Below are 20,460 nucleotides of genomic sequence, written 5' to 3' on the forward strand. Positions count from 1 at the left end.
ACTTGCCTATCAAGGCGGGGTCCGTTCCGTATCGGCCGGCGGTGCGGGGACATTGACATCGGCGGTGCTCGGCGGGCACCCTCGACGCGCAGCGTGTTAACGATAACATTCACGACGATCAAGGACCCGCCCGCGGGATCCCCCGTTCGACCTCTCCAGAAGGAGACCGCATGTACCGGCTCGACCCGCGCTACACCCCCGCACCCCAGGCCGTCCTCGCCACCGGATGGCGGGCGGTGTCCGCGCGCCTCCCGGACGGCCCGGTGGTGGTGGCCGTCGACGGCCCCCCGTCCGTCGACTGGGAGCGGCTCCGCGACGGCCTGGAAGGCGAGTTGACGGCGCGAGGCGTCCCGCTCACCCTGCTCGACGTCCGCACCCACTACGCCTCGCCCGCCCAGGTCGGGCGGCGCACCGAACGACCGGAGGACGCGGACGACCCGTACTTCCGCAAGCTCGCCGAGAACCCCCTCGACGACCTCTTCGACACCCTCCCGCGACCGGCTCCCCCGACGGAGGGGGTCCTGCTCGTCCACGGGCCGGGCGCCGCTCTCGTGCAGCACGACCTGCTGTGGTACGCCGACGTGCCCAAGCGGTACGCGGAGGCCGCCGTGGCCGCGGGACAGCGGGGCGCGAACCTCGGACTGCCCGACGGGAAGCCCGACTTCAGGCGGCTGTTCTACGTCGACTGGCCGATGCTCGACCGCCACCGCGACGCCTTGGCGCACCGCTTCGACGCCTGGCTCGACACGCAGGAACCCGACCGGCCCGCGCTGATCGACGGCGAGGGCCTGCGCGCCACCTACGCGACGCTGGCGCGCCGGCCGGTCCGTACCCGTCCGTACTTCAACTCCACCCCCTGGGGCGGCCATTGGGCCCAGCGTGAGCTCGGCTTCAACCCCGACGCGGACAACACCGCGCTCGGCTACGAACTGATCGCGCCCGAGGCCGGCATTCTCGTCGGCACCGGGCCGGGGGACCAGGTCGAGGTGCCCTTCCAGCTGATGTGCGTGCTGGAACCCGAGAGCGTGATGGGGGCCGAGGCGCACGCCCGCTTCGGGACCTCCTTCCCGATCCGCTTCGACTACCTCGACACCGTCGGCGGCGGCAACCTCTCGGTGCACTGCCACCCGAAGGAGCCGTACATGCGGGAGCGTTTCGGCTGGCCGTACACCCAGCACGAGACGTACTACCTGACCCTCGGCGGCCCCGGTGCCAAGGTCTTCCTCGGCCTGCGCGAGGACGCCGACGTGGATCTCTTCCGCAAGGAGGTACGGGAGTCCGTCGCCGGGGGAGTGCCCATGGACCCCGAGGACCACGTCCTCGCCTTCCCCGCCCAGCAGGGGCAGTTGTTCATGATCCCCGCGGGTACCCCGCACGCCAGCGGGGCGGGCAATCTGGTGCTGGAGATCAGCGCCACCCCGTACCTGTACAGCCTGAGGTTCTACGACTGGCTGCGGGCCGCCGCCGACGGCACCCCGCGCCCCCTGCCGTACGACCACGGATTCGCGAACCTGGAGAGCGGACGGCGCGGCGGGAGCGTCGCGCGGGACCTGATGCAGGAGCCGCGCACCCTGCGCGAGGGCGACGGCTGGCGGGAAGAGGTGATCGGCGCGCTGGACGAGATGTTCTACGAGGTCAGGAGGTACGTGATCGACGCCGGCGCCGAGGCCGACGACCACACCCGCGACCGCTTCCACCTCCTGAACGTGGTGGAGGGCGAGGGCGTCACCGTGCACACGGCGGCCGGGGACCGGCACGAACTGTCCTACGCGGAGACGCTGACCGTGCCGGCCGCGGTCGGCGGCTACACCCTGCGGGCGGTCGGCGGCCGTACGGTACGGGTCGTGAAGGCGCTCGTCCGGTGATCCCCGTCCTGGAGATCGGCGGCACCCATGTCACCGCCGCGCTTGTCGACCTGCCCGGGCGCCGGGTCGTCCACCGCACCAGGAGCCCGCTCGACCCGCACGGCGCCGCCGGGGACATCCTGGAGGGGATACGGCGCTGCGCGGCCGGGCTGCCGGCGCCTCCCGGCGCACGGTGGGGGGTGGCCGTGCCCGGGCCGTTCGACTACGTAAAGGGAATCGCGCTGTTCGCGGGTGTCGGCAAGTTCGAGGCCCTGTACGGAGTGGACGTGCGGGCGGCACTCCTCGGCGGGGTGTGGCGGCGCCCCGGTGACGTCGTGTTCCTCAACGACGCGCACGCCTTCCTGGCGGGTGAGTGGTGCGGGGGCGCGGCCCGCGGACACCGCCGTGCTGTCGGCATCACGCTCGGTACGGGCGTCGGCTCGGCGTTTCTCGCCGACGGCCTGATCCGCGAGGACGGATCCGGCGTGCCGCCCGGCGGGCGCATGGACCTGACCGAGGTGGGCGGCAGGCCGTTGGAGGACAGCGTCTCCCGGCGGGCGATCCTCGTCCGGTACGGCGATCCGGCCGCCGACGTGCGCGACATCGCGGACCGCGCCAGGGCGGGGGAGGAACGGGCCCGCCGGGTGCTGGCCGACGCCCTGACCGTGCTGGGTGCCGCTCTCGGCCCGCGCCTGGCTGCCTTCGGCGCGACCGCCCTGATCGTCGGGGGCTCCATGGCCCGCTCCTGGGACCTCGTCTCCCCGGCCCTGCGCGGCGGACTTGCCTCGGGCGGCTGGGTCCCGGACGACGGGGAGTTGGGCGACGGGGAGTTGGGCGACGGCCCGGACGGCACCCAGCCGCGTGGCGCCCCGGCCGGAGCCGCACGGCATACTCGTGCGGTGGTGCCCGCCGGCTCCGCCGACGACGCCGCGCTGATCGGCGCGGCGCGCGCGGCGGCCACCGGGTGAGGACGGACGAAGGGAACACGGCCGGGATGCCGGAGACACACGGGTCGAAGGACGCCCAGCCGACGGTGCGTGACGTCGCCGAGAGGGCGAAGGTCAGCGCCATGACCGTCTCCCGCGTCCTGCGTGACGATCCGAAGGTGCTGCCGGCGACCGCCGCCCGCGTGCGCGCGGCGGTCGCCGAACTCGGCTATCGCCGCAACGAGATGGCCCGCAGCCTGCGTCTCGGAAGCGGTACGGGCCTCGTGGGCCTGGTGGTCACCAACCTGGCCAACCCGTTCTACTCACGGCTGGCCCTGGGCGTCGACTCCGTCGTCGTACGGCACGGCCTCAAGGCCGTCATCGGCAACACCGGCCAGGACCTCGACACCGAGCGCGGTCTCGTGGCGGACCTGGTCGGGCGGCGGGTCGACGGCATCATCGCCGTGCCGGCCGGCGCCGACCAGCGGCATCTGGCCGCCGCGGCGGCCGAGGGCGTGCCCGTCGTGGTCGCCAGCCGTCCGCCCGAGGGGTTCGGCGCGGACTGTGTACTGGTCGACGACTACGGCGGTGCCCGCGCCGCCACCGAGAGCCTGCTCGGCGCCGGACACCGCAGGATCGGATTCCTCGGCCCGCCGCCCGCCGTCCACACGAGCACCGAGCGCCTGCGCGGCTTCTCCGACGCCCTCGCCGCCGCGGGCCTGCCCACCGACCCCGCCTACGTCCGCCAGGGACAGCAGCAGACCGGCGAGGCCGCGGGCGCCGCCGCGGAACTGCTCAGCCTGCCGACACCCCCCACCGCGCTCTTCTGTTCCAACAACCGCAACACCATCGGGGCCTTCCGCGCCGTCCGCCGCGCGGGAACCGCCACGGTGCTGGCGGGCTTCGACGATTTCGAACTCGCGGACACACTCGGCCTCCCGCTGACGGTGGTCGCCTACGACAGCGACGAACTGGGCCGCGAGGCGGGCCGGTTGCTGGTCGCGCGCATGGCCGGAGGACCCGCGAGCGCCGAACCCGCCACTCCGTACCGGCGCACCGTCGTACCGACCACACTCGTGCACTACGGCCCCCCGGACCCGACCCCGCGCTGACCCGACCCCGCGCTGACCGCGCAAGCGGCCGTCCTCCGCGGAGTCACCAGGTCCGGGCCGCCGTGACCGTCAGTACGCGTCCCCCGTCGTGGACGACGTGATGATGCCGTCGTGGGCGAAGTCGCCCGGGGGGATGCCGGGGTGGTGGCCCTGGGGGCGGGGGTGGGGGGTCGACGTGCCGAGGGCCAGGCGGGAGACGATGCGGTAGCGGTCGCCCCGGTAGAGGGAATGGACGTACTCGACGGGGCGGCCCGAGGTGTCCAGGGTCAGCCGCTCGATGAGCAGGGCGGGGGAGAGGACCGGAACGTCCAGGACGGACGCCTCCGCCTCGTTCACGACGGTGGGTTCGATGGACTGGGTGGCCTCGTGCACGTACACCTGGTGGTGTTCCCGCAGGTGGTCGTAGAGCTCGCCCGACTCCAGCTCCTGCGGTGTCAGTCCCGGGGCCAGCTCGGCCGGGATGTGCAGGTGCTCGATCGCCATGGGGGCGCCGTTCACCAGGCGCAGGCGGGCGATGTAGATCAGCTCGGCCGCCGGGGAGACGCGCAGCTTGCGGCCGATCCTGGCGCCGGCCTGGGAGGTGCTGCGTTCCAGGACGCGGCTCGACCAGGCGCCGGAGGCCCGGGGGACGACAAACGCGGTGTCGTCGGCGCTGAGTTCCTGGGTGATCTTCGCCGGGGCGACGAACATGCCGCGGCCGTGCTCCCGCACCAGCAGTCCCGTGGCGACGAGTTCGTCCACGGCCGAGCGCAACGTCGGCCGGGAGACGCCCAGTTCGGCGCAGAGGGTGCGTTCGGAGGGGATCGCGTCGCCCGCGTGGCGCGTCTCGATCAGGCCGAGCAGGTGGTCCCTGACCCGCTCGCGCTTGAGTACCCCGCCCGACGAACCGCTCCCCATGGAGGTGACCTCTTTCGCTCGCGTCGACCCTGAATCGATCCCGAGTCGATCCTACTGGTCAATGGCTGCCTCGATGGCTGGTCAACTGGTAAGGGCTATTCTGCACCATTCCAGCCGTCGGCGTGAGCCCCGGGCGCAAGTGAATCCTTTGTTTCCGGGCTTGACGGCTCCATTGGTCCATGCCACCTTCTGGTCACCGCGTCTTGCCAGTTGACCAATTGGTAAATCTCTCATCGAGGTGGTCCGTGAAGATCCGCTTCATCGCCGGTATCGCAGCTCTCGCCACGACCCTGGCGCTCAGCGCCTGTAGCTCCTCCTCCGACACCGCCGCCGGGCCCGAGAAGCTCACTGTCTGGATCATGAAGGACAGCGTCACCTCCGACTTCCTCGGCCGCTTCACCCGGGACTTCGAACGGCGGCACGAGGATCTCACCCTGGACATCCAGATCCAGGAGTGGGACGGCATAGGCGAGCGGGTCACGGCCGCCCTCGCCAGCAAGGACGCCCCCGACGTGATCGAGGTGGGCAACACCCAGGTCGCGCAGTACGCCGCCAGCGGCGGGGTCAAGGACCTCACCGACCGGACCGGCGACCTGTCCGGCGGCGACTGGCTGCCCGGTCTCGCCGAGCCGGGCAGGATCGACGGCAAGCAGTACGGCATCCCCTGGTACGCGGCCAACCGGGTCGTGCTCTACAACAAGGACCTCTTCGCCGAGGCCGGGATCACCGCGCCGCCCGCCACCCAGGACGCCTGGCTCGCCGCCACGCGGAAGCTCAACAAGGGCGCCACCCAGGGCATCTACCTCCCCGGGCAGAACTGGTACACCCTCGCCGGATTCATCTGGGACCAGGGCGGGGACCTCGCCACCCGCTCCGGCGACACCTGGAAGGGAGCCCTGGAGACTCCCCAGGCCCTGGCGGGGATGGACTTCTACCGTCGCCTCCAGGCGCTCGGCAAGGGGCCCAAGGACTCCGACGAGGCCAAGCCGCCCCAGGCCGAGGTCTTCGCCGAGGGAGGCGTCGCGCAGATCATCTCCGTCCCCGGCGGGGCGAAGATCGTCGAGGAGGCCAATCCCGCGCTGAAGGGGAAGATCGGCTTCTTCCCGGTGCCGGGCAGGACCGCCGGCGTCCCCGGATCCGTCTTCACCGGCGGCTCCGACCTCGTCGTCCCCGAGGCCTCCGGCCACCAGGACGGCGCCTATCAGGTGATCAAGGCCCTCACCGGCGACACCTGGCAGAAGGACATGGCGAAGACCATGAGCTACGTACCCAACAGGACGTCCCTCGCGTCGGCCGTCCAGGGCGACGAGGGTACGGCGGCGATGGCGGCCGGCGCGGCGCGGGGGCGGGCGACCCCCAACTCCCCGCAGTGGGCCGCCGTCGAGGCCACCAACCCCATCAAGCAGTACATGACCGCCGTCCTGACCGGCGCCGACCCCGCGCGGGCGGCCGGGGACGCGTCCGACAGCATCACCAAGACGCTCGGCTCATGAACCGGGCCCTCCCCACGGCGCTCCCCAGGACTCTCCCCAGGGCCTTCTGGCCGTATCTGCTCATCGCTCCCACGGTCCTCGGAGCGGCCGCCCTGCTGCTCTACCCGCTCGTCCGCAACCTCGTCATCTCCTTCCAGCGGTACGGAATGGGCGAACTCGTGCGCGGCGGCGCCTCGTTCGCCGGTCTCGCCAACTACCGGGACATCCTCGGGGACGACGAGTTCTGGGAGGTCGTACGCCGCACCCTCTGGTGGACGGCCGTCAACGTCTTCCTGATCATGGTCCTGGCCACACTGGTCGCCCTCCTCCTCCAGCAACTCGGCCGCCGGGCCCGCCTCTTGGTGCTGAGCGGGCTGGTGCTCGCCTGGGCCAGCCCCGTCATCGCCACCACCACCGTCTTCCAGTGGCTGTTCTCGTCCCGGCTCGGAGTGGTCAACTGGCTGCTCGTCCGGCTCGGCTTCACGTCGTACGAGAACTACTCCTGGTTCGCCGACGGCCGCGCCACCTTCACCATCCTGGTGATCGTCGTCGTCTGGCAGTCCGTCCCGTTCGCCGCCATCACCCTGCACGCGGCCCTGCTCACCGTCCCCGCGGAGCTGTACGAATCGGCGCGGCTCGACGGCGCCGGCGCGGCGCGGATCTTCCGCTCCGTGACGCTGCCGATCCTCCGCCCGATCTTCGGACTCGTGCTCTGCCTCGAAGTCATCTGGGTCTTCCGCTGCTTCGCCCAGATCTGGGCCATCAGCAAGGGCGGCCCCGGCGACGCCACCACCACCCTGCCCGTCTACGCCTACCGCGTCGCCCAGTCCCTGCACCGGTACGACCTCGGCGCGGCGGTCTCCACCGTCACCGTCCTCCTGCTCCTGGCCGCGCTCGTCCTCTACTTCCGGCAGATGTTCCGGCAGGAGGCTGAGCTGTGAGCCGCTCCCGCTCCCGGGCCCGGCGCGTCCCGCTGCACGCCGCCGCCCTGCTGGTGTTCGTCCTGTCCGCCTTCCCCGTCTACTGGATGGTGCTGACCGCCTTCAAGCCCACGGCGGACATCCAGTCCGAGACCCCGGTCTTCCTGCCCACCTCGGTGACCCTCGACCACTTCACCAAGGCCTTCGAGGCCGACGGCTTCTGGCTCTTCTGGCGCAACAGTCTGATCGTCACGGTCGGTTGTGTCGTCCTCGCCCTGATCGTGGCCCTCGGTGCGGCGTTCGCCGTGGCGCGGCTGCGCTGGAAGGGGCGCCGGGGCTTCATCCTCATGGTGTTCATCGCGCAAGTGGCGCCCTGGGAAGCGCTGTTGATCCCGATGTACATCATCGCCAGGGACACGGACATGCTCGACCGGCTGGCCACCCTGACGCTGATCTACTTCATGATCACCCTGCCCTTCACCATCGTCACCCTGCGGGGTTTCCTCACCGCCATCCCGGTCGAACTGGAAGAGGCCGCGCAGGTCGACGGATGCACCCGGGCGGTCGCCTTCCGCCGGGTCACCCTGCCGCTCCTCGCACCCGGCCTCCTCGCCACCTCGCTCTTCGGATTCATCACCGCCTGGAACGAGTTCGCCTTCGCCAACATGCTGATCATCAAGAACCAGGACGACCGGACCCTCCCCGTCTGGCTGTCCTCCTTCTCGAACGTCTTCGGCACGGACTGGGGCGCCACCATGGCCGCCTCCACTCTCTTCGCCCTGCCCGTGCTGCTGCTCTTCCTGGTCCTCCAGGGCCGGGTCGCCGCCGGGATGACCAGCGGCGCCGTCAAGGGATAGGGACACACACCGGATGACCGCACCCGCACACCCCGCAGCCGACCCCGCCACCCGGCGCGGCGGACCACCCCTGATCCCCCGCCCGTCCCAACTGACCACCCTGCCCGGGAGGTTCACACTCGACGCGCACACCGCGATACGGGCCGAGGCCGCCGCCACCCCCGCCGCCGACCTGCTCCGTACCCTCCTCGCCCCCGCCACCGGACTGCCCCTGCCCCCGGCGGCGGACGGGAGCGTCGTCCTGGTGGTCGACCCCGCCCTCACCGGGCTCGGCCGCGAGGGCTACGGCCTCACGGTCGGCGCCGACGCCGTGCTGCTGCGCGCCGCGCACCCGGACGGCCTCCTCAACGCCGTCCAGACGATCCGCCAACTCCTGCCGCCCGAGGCCCTGTCGGCGGAGCCCGTACGCGGGACGGAGTGGACGCTGCCGTGCGTCCAGATCACCGACGTCCCGCGCTTCGCCTGGCGCGGTGTCATGCTCGACGTGGCCCGGCGCTTCCGGCCCGTCTCCTTCCTCCGCCGGTTCGTCGACCTGCTCGCCCTGCACAAACTCAACGTGCTGCACCTGCACCTCACCGACGACCAGGGCTGGCGCATGCCCGTCGCCGCCTATCCGCGGCTCACCACCGTGGGCGGCGAGCCGCACGGCGGGGCCTACACCCGGGGCGAGCTGGAGGACCTGGTCGCCTACGCCGCCGCGCGCGGGATCACCGTCGTCCCCGAGATCGAGATGCCCGGCCATGTACGGGCCGCGCTCGCCGCCTATCCCGAACTGGGCAACGACCCCTCCCGCCGGCTGGAGGTGTGGAACCGCTGGGGGGTCTGCGACACGATCCTCGGCGTGCACGACGAGGTCCTGGACTTCTGCCGCGCCGTACTGGACGAGGTCGCCGACGTCTTCCCCTCGCCGTACGTGCACGTCGGGGGCGAGGAGTGCCCGATCGTCGAGTGGGAGCGGTCCGACGACGCCCGGCGCAGGGCGGCGCGGGAAGGCCTGAACGGCCCCGGTGAGCTGCACCGCTGGTTCATGGACCGGATCGGCGGCTTCCTCGCCGAGCGGGGCCGTACCCCTCTCGGCTGGACCGAGAGCGGCCGCGACCTGCCCCTCGCCTTCACCGCGCTGCCGTGGCGGGACGCGGCGCACGGCCTGGTGGCGGCGGGGCGGGGCCAGGACATCATCATGGCGCCCCACCGCTCCACGTACCTCGACTACCCGCAGAGCGGACGGCCCGAGGAACCGCCCGGCCAGCCGGGCGGCCCGGTGACCCTGCGGGACGTGTACGACCTCGACCCGGCGCCCGCCGGCTGGGAGGCGGCCACCGCCGCCCGCGTCCTCGGCACCCAGGCGCAGCTGTGGAGCGAGTACGTGCCCACCGCCGCGCACGCCGAATACCTGGCCTTCCCCCGCCTCTGCGCCCTCGCGGAGACGGCCTGGTCCGCCCACCGCGACTGGCCGGGCTTCCAGCGCCGTCTCGCCCACCACAGAACCCGGCTCGACACGCTCGGCGTGCCGGACCGACCCCCGCACCACCCGCACGATCAGCAGAACCCGCGGGACCCGCACCACCCGCACGATCAGCACGGCCCGCACCACTCCCCGCACATCCCCCCGCCAGGAGAGGAATCAGGTCGATGACCGGACACCCGATGAACGGGCACGAAAGCAGCAGGACCGAAGGAACAGGGACCACCGGAAAGCGGTCCGCCCGGCGACTCCGTACCGCCGTCGCCCTGGGCGTGGCGGCCGGGCTCGGCTGCGCGGCACTGACCGCGGTGCCCGCCGGAGCGGCCGACCCGACCGTGAAGGTGCAGTACCGCCAGAGTTCGACGGGATCCGACCAGGCGGAGCCCTGGTTCAAGGTCGTCAACACCTCCGGCTCGTCCGTCGCGCTCACCGGCGTCAAGGTGCGCTACTACTTCCGGGCCGAGGCCGGCGCCTCGTACACCTTCGCCTGCTCCTGGGCGGTGAAGGGCTGCGCGAACATCACCGGCACCTTCGGCACCCTCGCCCACCCGACCGCGACCGCCGACCGCTATCTGGAGATCGGCTTCACGGCGGGGGCGGGCAGCCTCGCCGCCGGGGCGGACACCGGAGACCTGCAACTGCGCTTCCACCGCTCCAACTGGGCGGCGCTCAACCAGAGCGACGACTACTCCTTCGGCCCCGCGCAGACCACGTACGGGGACTGGACCAAGGCGACCGCGACGGTCGGCGGCACCACGGTCTGGGGTACGGCCCCGGCGGGCAACGACCCGGGCGGCCCGACCAACCCGCCCACCGACCCCCCGACGGACCCGCCCACCGGTGGCGCGGCCCTCTTCGACGACTTCAACTACACCTCGTACACGGATCCGGCGATCGGCACCCACGGCTGGAACGTACGGTCCAACGCGGGCGGCCCCGGCGTGCCGGGCGCGGCCTGGGCGGCCGACAACGTCACCTTCGCCAAGGAGGGGACCAACTCGGTCATGAACCTGGAGACGTCGACGGCCGGTACCGCCGCCACGACGGAACAGACCGAAGTGCTCACCAAGGCGACCAAGTTCCGGAACGGCACGTACGCGGCGCGGGTGAGGTTCACGGACACACCGAGGTCGGGACCCGACGGCGACCGTCTGGTGCAGACGTTCTTCACCATCAACGACCTGAAGGCGCCGATGGCGGACGACTACGCCGAGTACGACTTCGAGTACCTGCCCAACGGCGGCTGGGGGGAGCCGTCCAACATCCTGTACACCACCTCCTGGGAGACCTACCGCCCCGATCCCTGGGAGGCGGTCAACCAGCACTCCGAGTCCCGTACCAGCTACGCGGGCTGGCACGATCTGGTGGTCACCATCGACAACACGGCGATCACGTACTACGTGGACGGGCAGCCGTTCGGCACCCATGACGCCCGTTATCTGCCCGAGCGGCCCATGTCGATCAACTTCAACCAGTGGCTGATCGACCTCGCGGGGCAGACGAGCACGACGCCGCGGTCGTACGACCAGAAGGTCGACTACGTGCTGCACGTCAAGGACCAGGTGCTGACACCGGCACAGGTCAACGCCAAGGTCGCCGCGTACCGCGCGGCGGGCAGGACCTTCGAGGACACGGTGCCCGCGAGTCAGTGACCGCCGGACCGGGACGGCAACGGGGGCAGGGGGGGCAAGGGGCGGACGCCGGACGGGCGTTCGCCCTTCGCCCCCCTCGCGCCGTCACATCCCCTCGCACACCGCCCCGAGGCCGTGATCGTGGATGTGGCGGGCGAGTTCGACGCGGGAGCGGATGCCGAGCTTCCCGTAGATGCGCCGCAGGTAGTAGTTGACCGTGTGCGGCGACAGGTGGACGTGCTGGGCGACCTGACGGTTCGTCAGTCCCTCGACGACGAGGCCGGCGATGGTGCGCTCGATGTCGTTCAGCGTGTCGGCGGCCGGCTCCGGGGCGGGCCGCCGGTAGTCCGCGGCCTCGACGACGGTCATCCGGCCCACGTGGTTCCGCGCCATCCACGGACCGTGCCGGGGTGAGGACGGCTCGGGCAAAGCCGCCTGGGCCACCCGCCGTTCGTCCAGCAGCGCCCTCAGATCCTCCGCCGCGCAGATCCGCGCCCACGCGTCCTGATGCTCCGCCGCCACCCGCGCGATCCCGTCCGGGGCGCATTCGTACAGGCTCCGCGCGTGGAGGGCGGCCAGCTGGACGGCGGGAACGTCCGGGTTGTCGGCCGCCAGCCATTCCACGGCCTTGAGGGCCGTGTCGGCGAGCGTACGGTCGGCGACACGGCGGGAGAAGCGGACGAACCAGGCGGCCGCGCCCGGCTCGGCCAGCAACAGCGGGCGCAGGGACGGCAGATGCCCCGCGGAGGTGGTGAGCAGGCCGGCCGCCTCACGGACGTCGTTCCGTGCGGCGTGCAGCAGCACGTCGAGCCACTGGCGGTACGGGACGAGGTGCGGGACCGCCTCCGCCGCGTCCCCGTACTCCCGGCAGCGGGCCAGGTGCCGGGCCGCCGCTTCCGTGTCGCCCGCGAACAGTTCGGTACGGCACAGCGTGGCCGACGCCCAGGCCGCCAGGCCGGGCAGCCGGCCGGCCGACGCGACGTTGAGGGCGTCCCGGGCCCGCTGCCGGGCGGCGTCCGGCTCCCCGGCCCGCAGATGCGCCGCCGCCTGGACCAGGTCGGCGGAGAGGAGGTACACCGCGCGGTCCTCGTCGGCCGACTGCTCCCCCCGCACCTGGCGGAGGAGGCCCTCCGCCTCCTGGACGCCGCCCAGCGGGACGAGCTTGGCCGCCAGGGACAGCCGGTGGTACGCGTGGCGGGCGGGCGCGCTGGGAGTCGCGAGGTGGTCGACGGCCCGGCGCCCCCAGTGGACGGCCTGCGCGGTACGGCCCTCCGCCCACTCCAGGCCGGACAGCGCGGCCGCCGCGACCCGCGCGGCCTCGGGGCCGGCGGCCGCCAGCCGGTCGATCGCGAGGTCGGCGCACGTTTCGGTGAGCCCGCCCGTACGGGCCTGCGCGCGGGGCGCGCCGGCCGCGAACACGGCTCCCGCGTGTCCGCTGCTCAACAGGACGTCGGTCATGAGGAGTTTGAGGACCATCTCCTCGTGCGCCGGGAGCCGCCGGTCGAGGACACCGCGGACGAGCAGGACGGCCGCTTCGACGTGGCCCGTCCGCAGGAGGGTACGGACCGCTCCCACCGTCCTCGCGCCGCCCGGCGCCCCCGTGCCGTACCGCTCCGGTGTCCCTTCCTCCGGTAAGGGTTCGGCGAAGTCCTCGACGGGAGCGGCGGGCCGGGCGGTGAGCTGCCGCGCCTCGTGGTGCAGGGTCGCCCGCACACCTTCCGGGATGGACTCGTACACGGCGCGCCGGACCAGTGGATGCTGGAAGCTCACCCCGTCGTCGGCGAGGGTCAGCAGCCCGGCGGCCGCGGTCTCCTCCAGGGCGGAGAGCAGCCCGGCCGTACCGGTCCCCAGCATGACCGCGGCCCCCGACAGCGGGAAGGTGCGGCCCAGGATCGTGCCGACGCGCAGGAGTTGCACCGACTCCCGGGACAGCTGGCGCAGTTGGTCCTGGATCAGGCCCTGGACGCGGATGGGGAGCCGGCCCGGCGTGAGGCGCAGAAGCTCGCCCTCGGGGCCGATGCGCCCCTCCTCGGTAAGGCCCTCGACCAGCTCCACGATCAGCCGGGGATTGCCGTTGGCGCAGTTCACCACATCCAGCAGCCCCGCTTGGGGCGGGACGCCGATGAGGTCACGGACCAGGCCGCGCACCGCCCCGCCGGCCAGCGGGTCCAGCTCCAGCCGGTCCACGGGGGCACCGCCGGCCGCCTGGAGGGGCTGTTCGAACGACGCGCGCTGGGTCTTCGCGTCCCGGGCGAGCAGGAGGGCCGGGGCCACGGGGAGGTCCCGCCGGGTGAAACGCACCAGGGCGTTCAACTCCGCGGCGGTGAGCGTCTCCACATCGTCCACGACGATCAGCGTGCGGTGGGCGGGGGCGCCCGGCCGGTGTGCCATGCCGGTGGACACGAGGGCCCTGAGGTCGGCCATGGAATGGTGACGGACGGCGAGGCCCTGTTGCCGGGCCCGGTGCGCCGCTTCGTGCAGCAGCCGGCTCTTGCCGATGCCGGGCTGGCCGTCGACGATCAGGACAGGGGGTGAGTCGCTTCCGGCCCGGGTGAGGAAGCCTCCCAGGCGCCGTTGTTCGTCCTCGCGTCCGTGCAACCTGACGGCTTCGGACATGTGCTCTCCCGTTGACGACACCGAGATACGCGAGCCCGCCGGCTGGGGACCGCCCGGACCGAAGGACCGGTTCGCAACGATGCCCCACCCGGCGGCCGGGCGCGGTGATGTCCATCACTGCCACACCAGATTGTCTTGTTCCGTTACGGTGGCCGGTACCCGGTTCGCGGCGTGTCACACCTGCCGTACGGTCACGCCACGCGGGCGCGCAGCACCTCCGTCAGGAACCCGCCGAAGATACGCAGGCCGTCCTCGGTGAGGACGGACTCGGGATGGAATTGCAGGGAGGCGAAGCCCTCCCCGAGCATCGCGTGGATCTCTCCGGTCTCCTTGTCCCGGCTGAACCGCACGCCGCCCAGCCCGGGATGGTCGAGGGTGTCGTCCTCGGCGCGGGCGGCGAAGGTGTTGTAGAAGCCGACCCGTTCCCGGCGCCCGAACAGGTCGATCTCCCGCTGGACTCCCTGGTTCGGTACGGTGCGACGGGCCGGCTCCAGGCCCAGGCGGGTGCTCAGGACCTGGTGGCTGAGGCAGACCGCGAGGAAGGGCCGCCGCTCCCGCAGCAGGGTGTCGACCGCCGACCGCAGACGGGCGATCTTGGGATGGCCGCCGTCGCGCGGGTCGCCGGGCCCGGGCCCCAGCACGACCAGGTCGTACGCGTCGAAGCGGTACGGCTCGTCGAAGCGCCGGACCGTCACCGCGAGCCCCATGGAACGGAGTTGATGGTCGATCATCGAGGTGAAGGTGTCCTCGGCGTCGATGACCAGCACCGTACGCCCGGCCAGCCCCGGCACGGTGTGCCCGGGCCCGCGGCCGTCGCCCAGCCAGAACCCGGCGATGGTGTCGTTGCGCCGCGCCAGCGCCTGGCGGACGTCCGGATGGTCGGCGAAGCGGTCGGGCATCAGGGGCTGGAGCGCGCTGAGCAGGCCCGCCGCCTTCGCCCGGGTCTCGGCGACCTCGGAGCGGGGGTCGGAGTGGCGCACGAGGGTGGCGCCCACCCCGGCCCGGAGCCGTCCGGCGGCGTCGATGTCGGCGGTACGGATGAGGATGGCCGAGTCGAGCGTACGGTCGCCGTGCTCGTCCCGGCCGATGACGGCCAGTACGCCGCTGTAGTAGCCGCGCCCCTCCGGTTCGTACCGGGCGATCACCTTGGCGGCGCTCTCCAGGGGGCTGCCGGTCACCGTCGGCGCGAACAGCGTCTCGCGCAGGATCTCCCGGACGTCACGGCCGGTGCGGCCCTCGATGAAGTACTCGGTGTGGGCCAGCCGGGCCATCTCCTTGAGGTACGGCCCGACGACCCGCAGGCCCGTGTCGCAGATCCGGGCCATCATCTTCAGCTCTTCGTCCACCACCATGTACAGCTCGTCCGACTCCTTGCGGTCGGCGAGGAAGTCCATGACCCCGGACAGGGCGGGCCCGGAGGTGGGATAGCGGTACGTGCCGCTGATCGGGTTCATCACGGCGGTGCCGTCCTGGACGCTGATGTGCCGCTCCGGACTGGCCCCGACGAAGGTACGGGTGCCGGTGTGGACCAGATAGGTCCAGTACGCCCCCGATTCCCGCTCCAGCAGCCGCCGGAAGAACGACAGGGCGCTGTGCGGGCCGTACCCGGTGATGTCGGCGACGAAGGAACGCCTGAGGACGAAGTTGGCCCCCTCGCCCCGGCCGATCTCCTCGTCGATGACCCGGCGCACCAGGCCCGCGTAGCGCTCGTCGTCCGGCTCGAAGTGCCCCCCGCCGAGGGTGACGGCGTCGTCGGGGAGCCGGCGCAGCGCCTCGCGCAGCGGCAGCCGCTCCTGGTCGGCGACCGCCATGGTGAGCAGGGGCGCGCCGTCGTCGGGGGCGGCGAATCCCCGTTCCGCGACCTGCCGGTAGGGGACGATCACCAGCGTGTCGTGCCGGTGTCCCGCCGCGGGAGGTACCGGGTCGGGGAGGGGGATCTCCGCGAGGGTGTCCGCCGTGGACATCGCGCCGAGCAGCACCTCCAGGGTGTCGCCCGCGCTCTCGGGGCGGTGGAGCAGCGCGTACGCGGGCGCCTGCCCCTGGAGCACCCGGGCCAGCAGGTCGTCGGTCATCCGGACGCACCTCCGCCGAGCCCGTCCAGCAGGGACTTGGTGGTCGTGACCAGGGCGCAGCGCTCGGCCGCGTACTCCAGCGCCAGCCGGTGGTAGGACTCGGAGAAGTCGGCGACGGCGTCGGCCACCAGGAAGGGCCGGACGTCGTGGGTGAAGGCGTCCACGGCCGTCATGAGCACCCCGACATGGGCGTACACACCGCAGATGATGAGCTGGTCACGGTCGTGGGCCCGCATCCGTTCCAGGAGATCCGTCCTGAAGAACGCGCTGTAGCGCCATTTGGTCAGCAGCCAGTCGCCGGCGGCGGGGGCCAGCTCCGGGACGACTTCCCGGTCCGCCGCGTCCGTGCGCATGCCGGGGCCCCAGAAGTCCAGGAGCAGACCGCGCTGTTGGGGTGTCATGCGGCCGGGCTGCGCGGTGTACGCGACCGGTATGCCCAGCGCGGCGCAGCGGTCGCGGATCGAGACCGTGTTGCGTACCAGGTCGTCACCGGGTGCCTGGCCCGCGGGGAAGGGCCGCAGGAAGAAGCGCTGCATGTCGTGGAGGAGCAGGACCGCCCGGCCGGGGTCGACGGTCCAGTCGGCGGTGTTCGCGGGCAGGTCGCCCTGCGCGGGCATCGGATACGGCGTGATGGGGGGAATGCTGGGCATCGGATGTCTCTCGTCCTTCTTGTCTCTCCGGCGCGCGCGGTCAGCCGCGCCAGGCCGAGGCGATCGCGACCGCCTGCCGCGGGTTCAGGCGCGGGTCGCACAGGGTGGTGTACTTGGTGCCAAGTTCCTGGAGGTCGTCCCGGGTGGCCACACACTCGGTCACCGGGTCCGGGGTGGTCTCCAGGTGCAGTCCGCCCGTGATCCCGCCCTCGCCCGTCACCGCGGCGTGGAACTCCCCGACCTCCTGGGCGACATGGGTGACCAGCCGGGTCTTCAGACCGCCGGGTCCTGTCACGGTGTTGCCGTGCATCGGGTCGCTCAGCCACACGACGGGGTGCCCCGCCGCGCTCACGGCCGACACCAGCGGCGGCAGCCGGTCGCCCACGGCCCCGGCGCCCATCCGCGCGATCAGGGTGAGCCGTCCCGGCTCGCGGCGGGGGTCGAGCCGCTCGCACAGCGCCAGCAGGTCGTCCGGGGTCATGCCGGGGCCGACCTTGCAGGCCACCGGGTTGGCCACGGCGGCGAGCAGGGCCACGTGGGCGCCGTCGAGCTGCCGGGTGCGCTCGCCGATCCACGGCCAGTGGGTGGAGGTGAGCAGGAGCCGGCCGTCCGGCTGCCGCCGTACCAGGGGCAGTTCGTAGTCCAGCAGCAGCGCCTCATGGCTGGTCCACACCGGCGCGCCGGACCGCGACCGGTGGGGTCCGTCCCGCCAGCCGAGCAGGTCCATGACACCCTTGGACGCCTGGTACCCGGTCAGCAGACGGGTGGGATCCGGGCGGCGCAGCTCGGCGTCCGGTTCGGGGGAGTTCACCATGTGGCCGCGGTAGACCGGCAGTTCCACCCCGCCCACGGTCTCGTACGGGCGGGAGCGCGGTTTGGCGAACTGGCCGGCCAGCCGGCCCACCCGCAGCACCGGGCGGCCCGCGGCCATGGCCATGGTGCCCGCCAGCACGTCCAGCAGGCCCGCCTTGCGGGCGAGGTCGCCGGGGGTGCACTCGGCCCAGTCCTCCGCGCAGTCGCCGGACTGGACGATCTGCAACTCGCCCGCCGCGGCCACCACGAGATGGTCCCGCAGGACCGCCACGTCCTCCGCGTGGACCAGCGGCGGGGCGGTCGAGAGTCTTTTCCGTACCCGCTCGACCCCTTCGGGGTCGCCCCAGTCGGGCTGTTGCAGGGCGGGCAGTGCAGCGATCACATCCTGTACCGAGGCCATGCCGTCGGGGCTCCGTCCGCGTGTGGGGTGTCAGTACGAGAGCGAGGTACCGGGCGACAGGCGGCACGCGTCGGGACGGTCCCGCTCCAACGCGCCGTCCTCGAGGGCCGCCCGCGCCACGGCGGAGGCGACCGCGGGCATCACCCTCGGGTCGAGCGAGTGCGGCACGATGCGGTCCGCGGCCAGATCGCCGGCGGCGACCTCCGCGATCGCGTCGGCGGCGGCGAGCTTCATGCCCTCCGTGATCCACCGGGCGCCCGCGTCCAGCGCACCCCGGTAGATCCCGGGTGAGGCAAGGGTGTTGATGATCTGGTTGGGATGGTCACTGCCGCCCGTCCCCACCACCGCCGCGTACCGCCCGGCCACCTCCGGACGGATCTCCGGCGTGGGATTGGAGAGCGCGAAGACGATCGCGCCGGGCGCCATCGACGCGATCAGTTCCTCCGGCACCGCGGAACTGGACACCCCCACGAACACGTCCGCGCCCCGCAGCGCCCCGGCGAGACCGCCGCGCAGCCCGCGCGGATTCGTGGCCCCGGCCAGCGCGGCCTTCGCCGGATTCATGTGGGCGCGCCCGGGGACGAGGATGCCGCGTGAGTCGAGCACGGTGACATCGGTGACCCCCGCCGCGAGCAGGATCCGCGCACACGCGACCCCCGCCGCCCCGGCGCCGGAGACGACGACGCGCTGCCGCGTCACGGCCCGGCCGACCACCGCGCACGCGTTGCGCAGGGCCGCCAGCACCGCGATGGCCGTACCGTGCTGGTCGTCGTGCATCACCGGGCAGTCCAGGGCCTGGACCAGCCGGTCCTCCAACTCGAAGCACCGGGGCGCCGCGACGTCCTCCAGGCTCACCGCCCCGTACGACGGCCGCAGCCGTACCAGCGTCTCGACGATCTCGTCCACATCGGTGGTGTCCAGCACCAGCGGTATCGCGTTCAGCCCGCCGAACTCCTTGAGCAGGGCGGCCTTTCCCTCCATGACGGGCAGGGCCGCGGCCGGCCCCACATCGCCCAGGCCGAGCACCGCGGTGCCGTCGGTGACCACGACGACCAGCCGGCCGGCCCACGTGTAGCGGTCCGCGAGACCCGGGTCCCTCGCGATCGCGGTACTGACCGTGGCCACGCCCGGGGTATAGGCGATGGACAGCGCACGGGAGTCGTGGAATGCGGTGGTGACACCCACGCTCAGTTTTCCACCTTCATGAGCGGCGAACACCTCGGCGTCCGTCACAGGGCTGTTGACCCCGATAGCGGTCATGGTGAAATCCCTCTCCTCGGCAAGGTCACCTGGACAGTAGCCGGGCGCCCGACGCGGCCGCACTACCCGACCCGGTAAGAGCGGCGGCCTGCGGTTCTACTCGCGTGAGTAGTGGTTCTCCCGGAGAAGCGGCAGCACAATGGCGAAATTCCAGAGCCGCACGGAAAGCGAGCACCGAAATGACCACACTGATCATCAGCAATCAGCGAACCGAGGAAATGGTCGGCGACCTCGAATTACTCGACCCGGAATACCGGCTGTACGTGGGGAACCAGGCGCAGCGGATGGCGTGGTGCCTCCAGGAGGGCGACGTGCTCGTCCTCCCCATGCCCGTGCACGAGGAATTCCTGCGGTACGTCACGGCCGCCCTGGGGATCCCCCGCGACTCGGTCCAGGTGCTCGTACCGCCGCCCGGCCGCTTCGGGGAGGGTGTGCTGTCCCAGGACCGGCTCACCGACGAGGGATTCCTCACCGCCCTCGGGGACGCCGTCCAGACGCACGGCGTCGACCGCGTCCTGCCCTTCCACTTCGACAGCTCCGTGGCCGAACTCACCCGGACGCTCGGCCTGGACAAGACGATCCCCGGCTTCGGCTTCCTCGACCAGAGCGGCGGCCGGCTGCTGAACAGCAAGGCCACCTTCCGCGCCCTGGCCGGCGGCGCCGGCGCGCCCGTGCCGCCCGGCGGTGTGTTCTCGACCCGGGAGGAGGCCGAGGACTACCTCTGGGAACGCCTGCTCTCCCAGGGCCACCCCGCCATCCTCAAGCAGGACTTCCACGTCGCGGGATTCGGCAACGAGATCGTCAGCCCCGTGCCCGGCGTCGACCCGCTCGGCGCCCAGCGCGCCGTGGTGACCGCGAGCCGCGACGACCTCGCCGCGTACCTGACGGAACGCTGGTCCTGGCTCACCGACGGCGGACGCAACCGGGTGGTGATCGAGAAGTACGTACCGGACTCCGCCCCCATCTACGCCGAGGTCCGGATCGAGGAGCACGGCACGGAGTTCACGGGGCACGGAGAGATGCGGATGAAGCCCGTGCTCAACGGGCTCATCGTGCCCGCCCCTTCGGCGGAACTGCCCGCCTTCCCCGGCTTCCTGGACGCCGTACGGCGCCTGTGCCACCCGATCCACGCGATGGGCTACCGCGGCATCGTCAGCATCGACGCGATCGTCACACCCGCCCGGAGCATCCTCATCAACGAGTTCAACTGCCGTACGGGCGGCTCCACCCACATCCACCGCATCGGCGAACGCGTCGTCGGCGACGACTACTTCGAGGAGCGGATCCTGGTCGAGCTGCGCCGCTGCACCTTCCCGCCCTTCACCACCACCGTCCAGGCCCTCGCCGACCAGGGATTGGCCTACGACCCCGCCTCGCGCACCGGTGTGCTGATCACCGTGGACGACGCGGGCGCGTCGGGCGGTTTCGGTGAGTACTGCGTCGTGGCGCGGGACGCCGGGCACGCCCGGGAACTGGAACAGGCCGTCGAGGACCTGCTCGCCCCCCTCGGCACGAAAGGCTGATC

The 20,460-nt window shown here is 72.2% G+C and carries 15 protein-coding genes; 9 read left to right on the top strand and 6 right to left on the bottom strand.

The window, feature by feature from the left end:
• The first annotated feature begins 170 nt into the window (after positions 1-170).
• From ACIODU_RS14920 to ACIODU_RS14930, 3 genes are read left to right on the top strand one after another with little or no spacing between them, the layout of a single operon-like run.
• Complete coding sequence (locus tag ACIODU_RS14920) at positions 171-1,865, top strand: class I mannose-6-phosphate isomerase (RefSeq protein WP_401767652.1); 1,695 nt, start codon at positions 171-173, stop codon at positions 1,863-1,865.
• A complete protein-coding gene (locus ACIODU_RS14925; RefSeq protein ID WP_401767654.1) occupies positions 1,862-2,812 on the top strand; it encodes an ROK family protein in 951 nt (316 codons plus the stop codon). Before ACIODU_RS14920 ends, ACIODU_RS14925 begins: the two co-directional genes overlap by 4 nt.
• Before the next feature lie 26 nt (positions 2,813-2,838).
• The gene (locus ACIODU_RS14930) at positions 2,839-3,882 is read left to right on the top strand and encodes a LacI family DNA-binding transcriptional regulator (RefSeq protein ID WP_401767656.1); all 1,044 of its coding nucleotides are present in this window, start codon (positions 2,839-2,841) and stop codon (positions 3,880-3,882) included.
• Positions 3,883-3,951: 69 nt separating this feature from the next.
• Here ACIODU_RS14930 and ACIODU_RS14935 read toward each other — a convergent pair whose 3' ends face one another.
• Positions 3,952-4,779, bottom strand: a complete 828-nt coding sequence (locus tag ACIODU_RS14935; protein WP_356425139.1) for a GntR family transcriptional regulator — start codon at positions 4,777-4,779, stop codon at positions 3,952-3,954.
• A 245-nt stretch (positions 4,780-5,024) separates the two neighbouring features.
• Between ACIODU_RS14935 and ACIODU_RS14940 the strand changes: the two genes are divergently transcribed.
• The 5 genes from ACIODU_RS14940 to ACIODU_RS14960 are packed head-to-tail and all read left to right on the top strand — an operon-like array spanning position 5,025 to position 11,145.
• Complete coding sequence (locus ACIODU_RS14940; RefSeq protein ID WP_356425142.1) at positions 5,025-6,272, top strand: extracellular solute-binding protein; 1,248 nt, start codon at positions 5,025-5,027, stop codon at positions 6,270-6,272.
• Positions 6,269-7,192 (top strand): carbohydrate ABC transporter permease, encoded by a 924-nt coding sequence (locus tag ACIODU_RS14945; protein ID WP_401767659.1) that lies wholly within the window; start codon positions 6,269-6,271, stop codon positions 7,190-7,192. The genes ACIODU_RS14940 and ACIODU_RS14945 overlap by 4 nt, the downstream gene beginning before the upstream one ends.
• Positions 7,189-8,028 (top strand): carbohydrate ABC transporter permease, encoded by an 840-nt coding sequence (locus ACIODU_RS14950; protein ID WP_401767661.1) that lies wholly within the window; start codon positions 7,189-7,191, stop codon positions 8,026-8,028. Before ACIODU_RS14945 ends, ACIODU_RS14950 begins: the two co-directional genes overlap by 4 nt.
• Before the next feature lie 13 nt (positions 8,029-8,041).
• A complete protein-coding gene (locus tag ACIODU_RS14955) occupies positions 8,042-9,664 on the top strand; it encodes a beta-N-acetylhexosaminidase (protein WP_401767663.1) in 1,623 nt (540 codons plus the stop codon).
• Between the two features lie 11 nt (positions 9,665-9,675).
• Positions 9,676-11,145 (top strand): cellulose binding domain-containing protein, encoded by a 1,470-nt coding sequence (locus ACIODU_RS14960; RefSeq protein ID WP_401767879.1) that lies wholly within the window; start codon positions 9,676-9,678, stop codon positions 11,143-11,145.
• 84 nt (positions 11,146-11,229) lie between these two features.
• On the opposite strand, the gene ACIODU_RS14965 is transcribed toward ACIODU_RS14960, so the two are convergent.
• From ACIODU_RS14965 to ACIODU_RS14985, 5 genes are all read right to left on the bottom strand, one after another.
• Positions 11,230-13,740 (bottom strand): LuxR C-terminal-related transcriptional regulator, encoded by a 2,511-nt coding sequence (locus ACIODU_RS14965; protein ID WP_401767665.1) that lies wholly within the window; start codon positions 13,738-13,740, stop codon positions 11,230-11,232.
• 191 nt (positions 13,741-13,931) lie between these two features.
• Positions 13,932-15,812: an anthranilate synthase family protein gene (locus tag ACIODU_RS14970; protein WP_401767667.1), complete on the bottom strand. Its 1,881-nt coding sequence runs from the start codon at positions 15,810-15,812 to the stop codon at positions 13,932-13,934.
• Positions 15,809-16,462 carry an isochorismatase family protein gene (locus ACIODU_RS14975; RefSeq protein ID WP_401767669.1) on the bottom strand — a complete coding sequence of 218 codons (654 nt, stop codon included), beginning with the start codon at positions 16,460-16,462 and terminating at the stop codon, positions 15,809-15,811. Before ACIODU_RS14975 ends, ACIODU_RS14970 begins: the two co-directional genes overlap by 4 nt.
• 40 nt (positions 16,463-16,502) lie before the next feature.
• Complete coding sequence (locus tag ACIODU_RS14980; protein ID WP_401767671.1) at positions 16,503-17,675, bottom strand: 3-deoxy-7-phosphoheptulonate synthase; 1,173 nt, start codon at positions 17,673-17,675, stop codon at positions 16,503-16,505.
• Positions 17,676-17,705: 30 nt separating this feature from the next.
• On the bottom strand, positions 17,706-18,935 hold the full coding sequence (locus ACIODU_RS14985; RefSeq protein ID WP_401767673.1) for an NADP-dependent malic enzyme: 1,230 nt from the start codon (positions 18,933-18,935) through the stop codon (positions 17,706-17,708).
• Positions 18,936-19,114: 179 nt separating this feature from the next.
• Here ACIODU_RS14985 and ACIODU_RS14990 point away from each other — a divergent pair, with 179 nt between their 5' ends.
• Positions 19,115-20,458, top strand: coding sequence for a peptide ligase PGM1-related protein (locus ACIODU_RS14990; RefSeq protein ID WP_401767675.1), 1,344 nt, complete (start codon positions 19,115-19,117; stop codon positions 20,456-20,458).
• Positions 20,459-20,460 lie beyond the last annotated feature (2 nt).

The sequence above is a fragment of the Streptomyces sp. NPDC088261 genome (assembly GCF_044740805.1).
Lineage (GTDB): Bacteria > Actinomycetota > Actinomycetes > Streptomycetales > Streptomycetaceae > Streptomyces.

What these genes read in the sequence shown, in the direction of transcription:
- ACIODU_RS14960 (WP_401767879.1), top strand. Translation starts at nt 9,676, where the DNA reads ATGAACGGGCACGAAAGCAGCAGGACCGAAGGAACAGGGACCACCGGA.
- ACIODU_RS14990 (WP_401767675.1), top strand. Translation starts at nt 19,115, where the DNA reads ATGACCACACTGATCATCAGCAATCAGCGAACCGAGGAAATGGTCGGC.
- ACIODU_RS14985 (WP_401767673.1), bottom strand. Translation starts at nt 18,935, where the DNA reads ATGACCGCTATCGGGGTCAACAGCCCTGTGACGGACGCCGAGGTGTTC.
- ACIODU_RS14980 (WP_401767671.1), bottom strand. Translation starts at nt 17,675, where the DNA reads ATGGCCTCGGTACAGGATGTGATCGCTGCACTGCCCGCCCTGCAACAG.
- ACIODU_RS14945 (WP_401767659.1), top strand. Translation starts at nt 6,269, where the DNA reads ATGAACCGGGCCCTCCCCACGGCGCTCCCCAGGACTCTCCCCAGGGCC.
- ACIODU_RS14975 (WP_401767669.1), bottom strand. Translation starts at nt 16,462, where the DNA reads ATGCCCAGCATTCCCCCCATCACGCCGTATCCGATGCCCGCGCAGGGC.
- ACIODU_RS14935 (WP_356425139.1), bottom strand. Translation starts at nt 4,779, where the DNA reads ATGGGGAGCGGTTCGTCGGGCGGGGTACTCAAGCGCGAGCGGGTCAGG.
- ACIODU_RS14955 (WP_401767663.1), top strand. Translation starts at nt 8,042, where the DNA reads ATGACCGCACCCGCACACCCCGCAGCCGACCCCGCCACCCGGCGCGGC.
- ACIODU_RS14930 (WP_401767656.1), top strand. Translation starts at nt 2,839, where the DNA reads ATGCCGGAGACACACGGGTCGAAGGACGCCCAGCCGACGGTGCGTGAC.
- ACIODU_RS14970 (WP_401767667.1), bottom strand. Translation starts at nt 15,812, where the DNA reads ATGACCGACGACCTGCTGGCCCGGGTGCTCCAGGGGCAGGCGCCCGCG.
- ACIODU_RS14920 (WP_401767652.1), top strand. Translation starts at nt 171, where the DNA reads ATGTACCGGCTCGACCCGCGCTACACCCCCGCACCCCAGGCCGTCCTC.
- ACIODU_RS14965 (WP_401767665.1), bottom strand. Translation starts at nt 13,740, where the DNA reads ATGTCCGAAGCCGTCAGGTTGCACGGACGCGAGGACGAACAACGGCGC.